The sequence below is a fragment of the Clostridium sp. genome, assembly GCF_051654825.1.
Taxonomy (GTDB): Bacteria; Bacillota; Clostridia; order Clostridiales; family Clostridiaceae; genus Clostridium.
In genome coordinates, this window is sequence record NZ_JBOFYU010000261.1 from 20,922 (window position 1) to 28,325 (window position 7,404).

Below are 7,404 nucleotides of genomic sequence, written 5' to 3' on the forward strand. Positions count from 1 at the left end.
AGAGATTAGTAATGGGAAATATATTATCAACTAGAGAAATGTTAAAGAAAGCACAAAGAGAAGGATATGCAGTACCTGCATTCAACATTCATAACTTAGAAACACTACAAGTTGTTGTAGAAACAGCAGCCGAATTAAAGTCACCAGTAATATTAGCAGGAACACCTTCAACAATTGTTTATGCAGGTGGAGAATATATAGTAGCAATGGCTGAAGTAGCAGCAAAAAAATATGATATACCAGTAGCAATACATTTAGATCACTATGAGGATGTTGAAGCAATTAAGCACTATGTAGATTTAGGATTTAAATCAACAATGATAGATGCTTCCCATGAAGATTTTGAAAATAATATAAAAACTGTAAGAGAAATCGTTGAATATGCACATAGATTCGATGCTACAGTAGAAGCAGAATTAGGAAGATTAGGTGGACAAGAAGACGATCTAGTTGTAGATGAAAAAGATGCTATGTACACTAATCCAGAACAAGCTAAAGAGTTTGTAGAAAAGACAGGAATAGATTCATTAGCTATAGCTATTGGAACTGCTCATGGATTATACAAAGGTGAAGCTAAGCTTGATTTCGATAGATTAAAAGAAATCAGAGCTGTAGTAGATGTTCCACTAGTGTTACATGGAGCTTCAGATGTTCCAGATGAATTAGTTAAAAAAGCTATATCATTAGGAATTTGTAAAGTTAATGTAGCAACAGATTTAAAAATACCATTCTCAGATGCTGTTAAAAAGTACTTTATAGAAAACCCAACAGCTAATGACCCAAGAAAGTACATGACACCAGGTAAGGAAGCTATGAAGGCTATAGTTGCACATAAAATAATGGTATGTGGAAGTAATGGTAGAGCATAATTAGAATTTTATGAGAGGTGATTTTGTGATACATCCAATTAAAGAGATAGTTACAAGATATAAAGATGGAGAAAACATAGGAATAGTTTCTGTATGTTGCTCAAACAAATATGTAATTGAAGCAGCTATGGAAAGATTAAGAGATAGAGACACTCATTTATTAATTGAGTCTACAGCAAATCAAGTGGATCAGTTTGGTGGATATACAGGAATGACTCCAAAGGATTTTGTTAATTATATATATGATTTATCAGAGAAAAATAATTTTCCTAAGGAAAGAATAATTCTTGGTGGAGATCACTTAGGACCATTAACTTGGACTAAGTTAGATCCAGAGCAAGCTATGGAAAACTCTAAAGTATTAATAAGAGAATATGTTTTAGCTGGATTTACAAAAATTCACTTAGATACAAGTATGCCTATAAAGGGTGATATGGAAAATGGAAACTTTAATGATGATTTAATAGCAGATAGAGCAGCTACATTATGTTCAGTTGCTGAAAATGCATATTCAGAATTATTAGAAGTAAATGCAGATGCTGTTCATCCAGTATATGTAATAGGTAGTGAAGTTCCTATACCGGGAGGAGCTCAAGTTGAAGAAGAGGAAGAAGAAGGAATATCTGTAACTAAGGTAGGAAACTTCAAAAATACAATTGATACTTTCAAAGATGCTTTTGAAAAACATGGAGTAGGAAGCTCATGGGAGTATGTAGTAGGAGTAGTTGTACAACCAGGTGTAGAATTTGGTAGTGAGCAAGTTTGGGGATATAATAGAGAGGCTGCAAGCGAATTAAGCACAGCATTAACTGATTATCCAGAGTTAGCGTTTGAAGCACATTCTACAGACTATCAAACACCTACAGCTTTAAAAGAAATGGTTGAAGATGGATATATAATTTTAAAAGTTGGACCAGCGTTAACTTACGGATTTAGAGAAGGTGCATTTGCATTAGACGCAATGGAAAAAGAATTATTAAAATATAATCCTGATTTTGAAATTTCTAAATTTAGAGATATTCTTGAATTTAGTATGATAAAAAATCCGAATAACTGGAAAAATCACTATTCAGGAAGTAATGAAAAGGTAAAGATTGATAGAATATTTGGTTTATCAGATAGATGTAGATATTACTTACCTCAAGAGGAAGTAAACTTTGCATTAGAAAAATTAATGGATAATCTAAGTAAAATAGAAATTCCATTAACTTTAGTAAGTCAATATATGCATACTCAATACAAAAAAATCAGAAATAATGAATTAGAGCTTACAGCTGAAGCATTATTAAAAGATAGAATTGGTGAGTATATAGATGATTATATATATGCAATAGAAAACCAAAAAGTATTACAAATGAACTAACAAGAGATTAATTAGAAAGCCTAAGTAGACGTAGTTTGCTTAGGTTTTTTTAATTTATTAGTAATAGATTATTATGTAAAAGACTAAAATTATATTGAGAATAAAAAATGGGGGGAGATTATATGTTTCAATTTGAAACACAATTAAAAAAATTAAAGCATGAGGTTTTAACAGAGGTAGCAAAGCTTGCTAAAGATGACAATGTAACAGTTGAAGAAATAGAAAAGATTCCTTATGAGGTAATAAAAGGTGATACTGCATTATATAGATGTTGTGTCTATAAAGAAAGAGCGATAGTTTTAGAAAGATCTAAGTTAGCAGCTGGGTTTTTAGCTAATGGTGATAATGTAGACGAAGAATTTGTAGATATAAGAGAAGATGATCAAATAATTTATGTAATTGAAGCAGCTTGTGATAGATGTCCTATTAATAAGTTTAGTGTAACTGATTCTTGTAGGAATTGCTTAGCACATAAATGTCATGAAGCTTGTAATTTTGGAGCAATTACTTATGTTGCTGGAAGAGCGTATATAAATCAAGAATTATGTAAAGAATGTGGAATGTGTAAAAAAGTATGCCCATATGATGCTATTGCAGAAGTTATGAGACCTTGTAAAAGAGTATGTCCTACAGGCGCTTTAGACATAAATCCACATGATAGAAGAGCTATGATAAAGGAAGAAAAGTGCGTAAACTGTGGAGCATGTATGTCAGCGTGTCCTTTTGGAGCTATTTCAGACAAGAGCTTAATAGTTCCTGTTGCGAAGAGATTAGGAAGAAGTAGAAAGATGTATGCTGTTGTTGCACCGGCTATAACAGGTCAATTTGGAAATAAGGTATCTTATGGACAAATTAAAAATGCTATAAAAAAACTAGGGTTTACAGATATGGTTGAAGCTGCATGTGGGGCAGATGCAGTTACTGTTCATGAAAGTAATGAGTTTATAGAAAGAATGGAAGAGGGAGATAGCTATATGACTAATTCCTGCTGTCCGGGTTTTTTAAGCTATATTGAAAAGATGTTTCCTTCTGAGGAAACTAAAATATCAGGTACAGTATCTCCGATGATAGCGACAGGAAGATATATAAAGAAAAATGATCCAGATGCAAAAGTAGTATTTATAGGACCATGTACTGCTAAAAAAAGTGAAGCAGTAAGAGAAAGTATAAAGGATGCTATTGATTATGTCTTAACATTTGAGGAATTATTAGCATTATTAGATGCATTTGATGTAGAAATAGAAAAATGCGAGGATGAAGTAGTAGATGAAGCATCTATTTTTGGTAGAGGATTTGGTGCTCATGGAGGATTAACAGCTGCTATTGAAAATTATGTTAGGGTAAATGGACTAGAGATTGATTTTAGACCTGTTAAGGCATCTAGTGGGGCTGAAATAAAAAAAGCTATGACTATGGCTAAAATAGGTAAGCTAGGAGGCAACTTTATAGAAGGGATGATGTGCGAAGGTGGTTGTATAAATGGAGCAGGTACTCTTGTAACATCAATGAAGTCTAAGGGGCAATTTAATAAAATAAATTCACAAAGTACTAAAAAAACAATATTAGAGAATACTAAAATTAAGGAATATAATGATGTCAATTTAGATAGAAAATAGTATAATAAATATAATATATTGGAAAGTAGGTGGTATATATGAGCAAATTTAAGCAGTTTATAGGGAAAAATAAGAGTAAAATAATACTACTTATTATATTAGTGGTATTTGCTGCCTGCTTTTATGAATACTTCATTAAATATTATCATATATTAAAAAGTCCTGAAGCTATAAGAGATATTATACTTGGATATGGAAATTATTCGTTTATTGCATACATATTATTGCAAGTAGCTCAAATAATAATATTCTTTATTCCGGGTGAATTAGTTCAAATTGCTGGGGGATATATCTTTGGATCATTCCTAGGATTCATATTATCTTTTATAGGCATATTAATTGGTAGTGTATTTAGCTTTATGGTAGCTAGGTTATTAGGAAAGAAGTTTGTAGAGAAGATAGTTTTTAAAGATGATAAGTGGATATTTAGAAAGATAGAAGATATTAAAAGAGATCATACTAAGTTTAAGAAACTTGTTTTTATAATGTATGTAATACCTGGAATACCAAAGGATATATTAGGATACATATGTGGTGTTACGAACCTTACATTAAGAGAGTTTATATTTATATCAATGGTAGGAAGAATACCAGCGTTATTTTTATCAAATTTTTTTGGTGATAAGATATCGAAGGAAAATATAGTATTACTAATTTGTATTGCAGTAATTAGTGTTATTGTATTTTTATTAAGCATTATAAAAGGAAAGAAGTTTATAAGTAATTACGGAGAAAAGTAAATAAGTCAGAAATAAATCACTTATTATCATTATGTGATAATAAGTTTTTTATTTAAATAAAATCATTACTAAATTAAAGTAAAAGTGAGAAAAATAGAAATAATTATAGTCAATTGGTAATATTTATAATTTATAAGGCAATAATATATCTAGAAAGATTTGAAAAAATAATTTACAAATATTATTATAATTTTATTAGCACTTGTAGTTAATGAGTGCTAAAATATAGATATAAGATAATTTTAAAATAAATAGGAGGAGGGTTTTATATGAGTATTAAACCACTTGCAGATAGAGTTGTAATAAAAAAATTAGAGGCTCAAGAAAAGACAAAAAGTGGAATAGTTTTAACAGGAACTGCAAAGGAAAGACCACAAGAGGCTGAAGTTGTTGCAGTAGGACCAGGGGCTATTTCAGATGGAAAAAGAATTGAAATGGAAGTAAAAATAGGAGATAAAGTACTTTATTCAAAGTATGCAGGAACAGAAGTTAAAGTTAATGGTGAAGAATATACAATTTTAAAACAAGAAGATATTTTAGCAATAGTTGAATAAGGGAGGGAATATATATGGCAAAAATGCTTATGTTTGGAGAAGAAGCAAGAAGATCTATGCAAGTAGGTGTAGACAAGTTAGCAAATACAGTTAAGGTTACATTAGGACCAAAGGGAAGAAATGTTATTTTAGATAAGAAGTTTGGTGTACCGCTAATTACTAATGATGGAGTTTCAATTGCGAGAGAAATTGAATTGGAAGATCCATATGAAAATATGGGAGCTCAATTAGTAAAGGAAGTTGCAACAAAAACAAACGATGTTGCAGGGGATGGTACTACAACAGCAACACTTTTAGCACAAGCTATAATAAGAGAAGGATTAAAGAATGTAACTGCAGGGGCAAATCCTATGTTAATAAGAAATGGAATAAGAACTGCAGTTGATAAGGCTGTAAATGAAATATTAAATATTTCTAAGCCAGTTGCAGGAAAAGAAGATATTGCAAGAGTTGCAGCAATATCAGCAGCAGATGAAGAAATAGGTAAGTTAATTGCTGATGCTATGGAAAAGGTAGGTAACGAAGGTGTTATCACTGTTGAAGAATCAAAATCAATGGGTACAGAGCTAGATGTAGTTGAAGGTATGCAATTTGATAGAGGTTATGTATCACCTTATATGGTTACAGATACAGAAAAAATGGAAGCTGTTTTAGAAAATCCATTAATACTTATAACTGATAAGAAAATAGGTAATATACAAGAAATACTTCCTATATTAGAACAAATAGTTCAAGCAGGCAAAAAGCTTCTTATAATATCAGAGGATATAGAAGTAGAAGCAATGTCTACTTTAGTTGTTAATAAATTGAGAGGAACATTTACTTGTGTTGCTGTAAAGGCACCTGGTTTTGGAGATAGAAGAAAAGAAATGCTTCAAGATATAGCTACTTTAACTGGTGGTACAGTTATAGCTGAAGAGTTAGGAATAGATATTAAAGAAGTAACTCTTAATATGTTAGGGCAATGTGAAAGCATAAAAGTAACAAAGGAAAACACTACAATCGTAAATGGTAAGGGTGATTCAGCAGATATTCAAGATAGAATTACTCAAATAAAATCTCAAATTGAAGAAACAACTTCAGAATTTGATAAAGAAAAATTAACAGAAAGATTAGCTAAGTTAGCTGGTGGAGTTGCAGTTATAAAGGTTGGTGCTGCTACAGAAACAGAATTAAAGGAAAGAAAGCTAAGAATAGAAGATGCTTTAGCAGCTACTAAAGCAGCAGTAGAAGAAGGAATAGTTCCAGGTGGTGGAACTGCATATGTAAATGTAATAAATGAAGTTGCTAAATTAACTTCAGATGTTGCAGATACACAAGTAGGTATAAATATAATAGTAAGAGCTTTAGAAGAGCCTATGAGACAAATAGCAACTAATGCTGGTGTAGAAGGTTCAGTTATTATAGAAAAGGTTAAAAATAGTGAAGTTGGCATTGGATATGATGCTTTAAATGGTGGATATGTAAATATGATAAAGGCTGGTATAGTAGATCCAACTAAGGTTACAAGATCAGCACTTCAAAATGCATCATCAGTAGCTTCAACATTCTTAACTACAGAAGCTGCAGTTGTTGAAATTCCTCAAAAGGAATCTCCAATGGCAGGAGCACCAGGAATGGGAATGGATGGAATGTATTAAAATATGGTTACAAAAAGGATTTGCTAATGCAAGTCCTTTTTTTATTTAGTATAATGGTAAAGGATGAAATAAAAAAATCGAAAAAATTAGAAATAAATTGAATAAAATTCCAACTAAGTAGAAATAATACAAAAGAATTATTTTTAAAGGAGGTTGTAAAATGACAATGAGAAATGACAAAAAGAAACAAAAGAAAAAGGCGTTTACAATGATAGAGCTAATAGCAGTTATGGCTATAATAGCAATATTAGCAGCGGTGCTAGTGCCAAATATTACGGGTTATATCCAAGAAGCTAGAAAAGTAGGAGTTGTTCAACAAGCTAGAGATGTAATAGTTGCATTAGAATCAGTTAATATTAAGACTAATAATTCACTTGATGAGAATTCAACAATATCTGATGTAATCAATAAATCAGGAGGTATCTTAGATCAGGATAAGATAAATAAGATAGACCATACTGTCACTGTTGCAACTTGCAAAGAAATTGTTGATACAGAAAAAAATAAGATAACACTGAGCTCAGATGGTAAATTTGAAAGTGTTACTGACATAAATAATTAATTGACATAATAAAAAACTCCTTTGGGTTATCAAAGGAGTTTTATTTATTAAAAAGGAGTA

At 31.0% G+C, this 7,404-nt stretch carries 7 protein-coding genes; all 7 read left to right on the forward strand.

Annotated features, from left to right (window positions below; all coding sequences use genetic code 11):
* Positions 1-11 precede the first annotated feature (11 nt).
* A complete protein-coding gene (locus tag ACRDBA_RS15930; RefSeq protein ID WP_438573913.1) occupies positions 12-869 on the forward strand; it encodes a tagatose bisphosphate family class II aldolase in 858 nt (285 codons plus the stop codon).
* A 25-nt stretch (positions 870-894) separates the two neighbouring features.
* Entirely contained in the window at positions 895-2,232 is a 1,338-nt protein-coding gene (locus ACRDBA_RS15935) for a class II D-tagatose-bisphosphate aldolase non-catalytic subunit (protein WP_438573914.1), read from the forward strand.
* Between the two features lie 122 nt (positions 2,233-2,354).
* Positions 2,355-3,848: a 4Fe-4S dicluster domain-containing protein gene (locus ACRDBA_RS15940; protein ID WP_438573915.1), complete on the forward strand. Its 1,494-nt coding sequence runs from the start codon at positions 2,355-2,357 to the stop codon at positions 3,846-3,848.
* Positions 3,849-3,886: 38 nt separating this feature from the next.
* Positions 3,887-4,588 (forward strand): TVP38/TMEM64 family protein, encoded by a 702-nt coding sequence (locus tag ACRDBA_RS15945; protein ID WP_438573916.1) that lies wholly within the window; start codon positions 3,887-3,889, stop codon positions 4,586-4,588.
* A 269-nt stretch (positions 4,589-4,857) separates the two neighbouring features.
* Complete coding sequence (groES, locus tag ACRDBA_RS15950) at positions 4,858-5,142, forward strand: co-chaperone GroES (RefSeq protein WP_438573917.1); 285 nt, start codon at positions 4,858-4,860, stop codon at positions 5,140-5,142.
* A 14-nt stretch (positions 5,143-5,156) separates the two neighbouring features.
* Entirely contained in the window at positions 5,157-6,782 is a 1,626-nt protein-coding gene (gene groL, locus ACRDBA_RS15955; protein ID WP_438573918.1) for a chaperonin GroEL, read from the forward strand.
* A gap of 160 nt (positions 6,783-6,942) precedes the next feature.
* Positions 6,943-7,344: a type II secretion system protein gene (locus ACRDBA_RS15960; protein ID WP_438573919.1), complete on the forward strand. Its 402-nt coding sequence runs from the start codon at positions 6,943-6,945 to the stop codon at positions 7,342-7,344.
* Positions 7,345-7,404 lie beyond the last annotated feature (60 nt).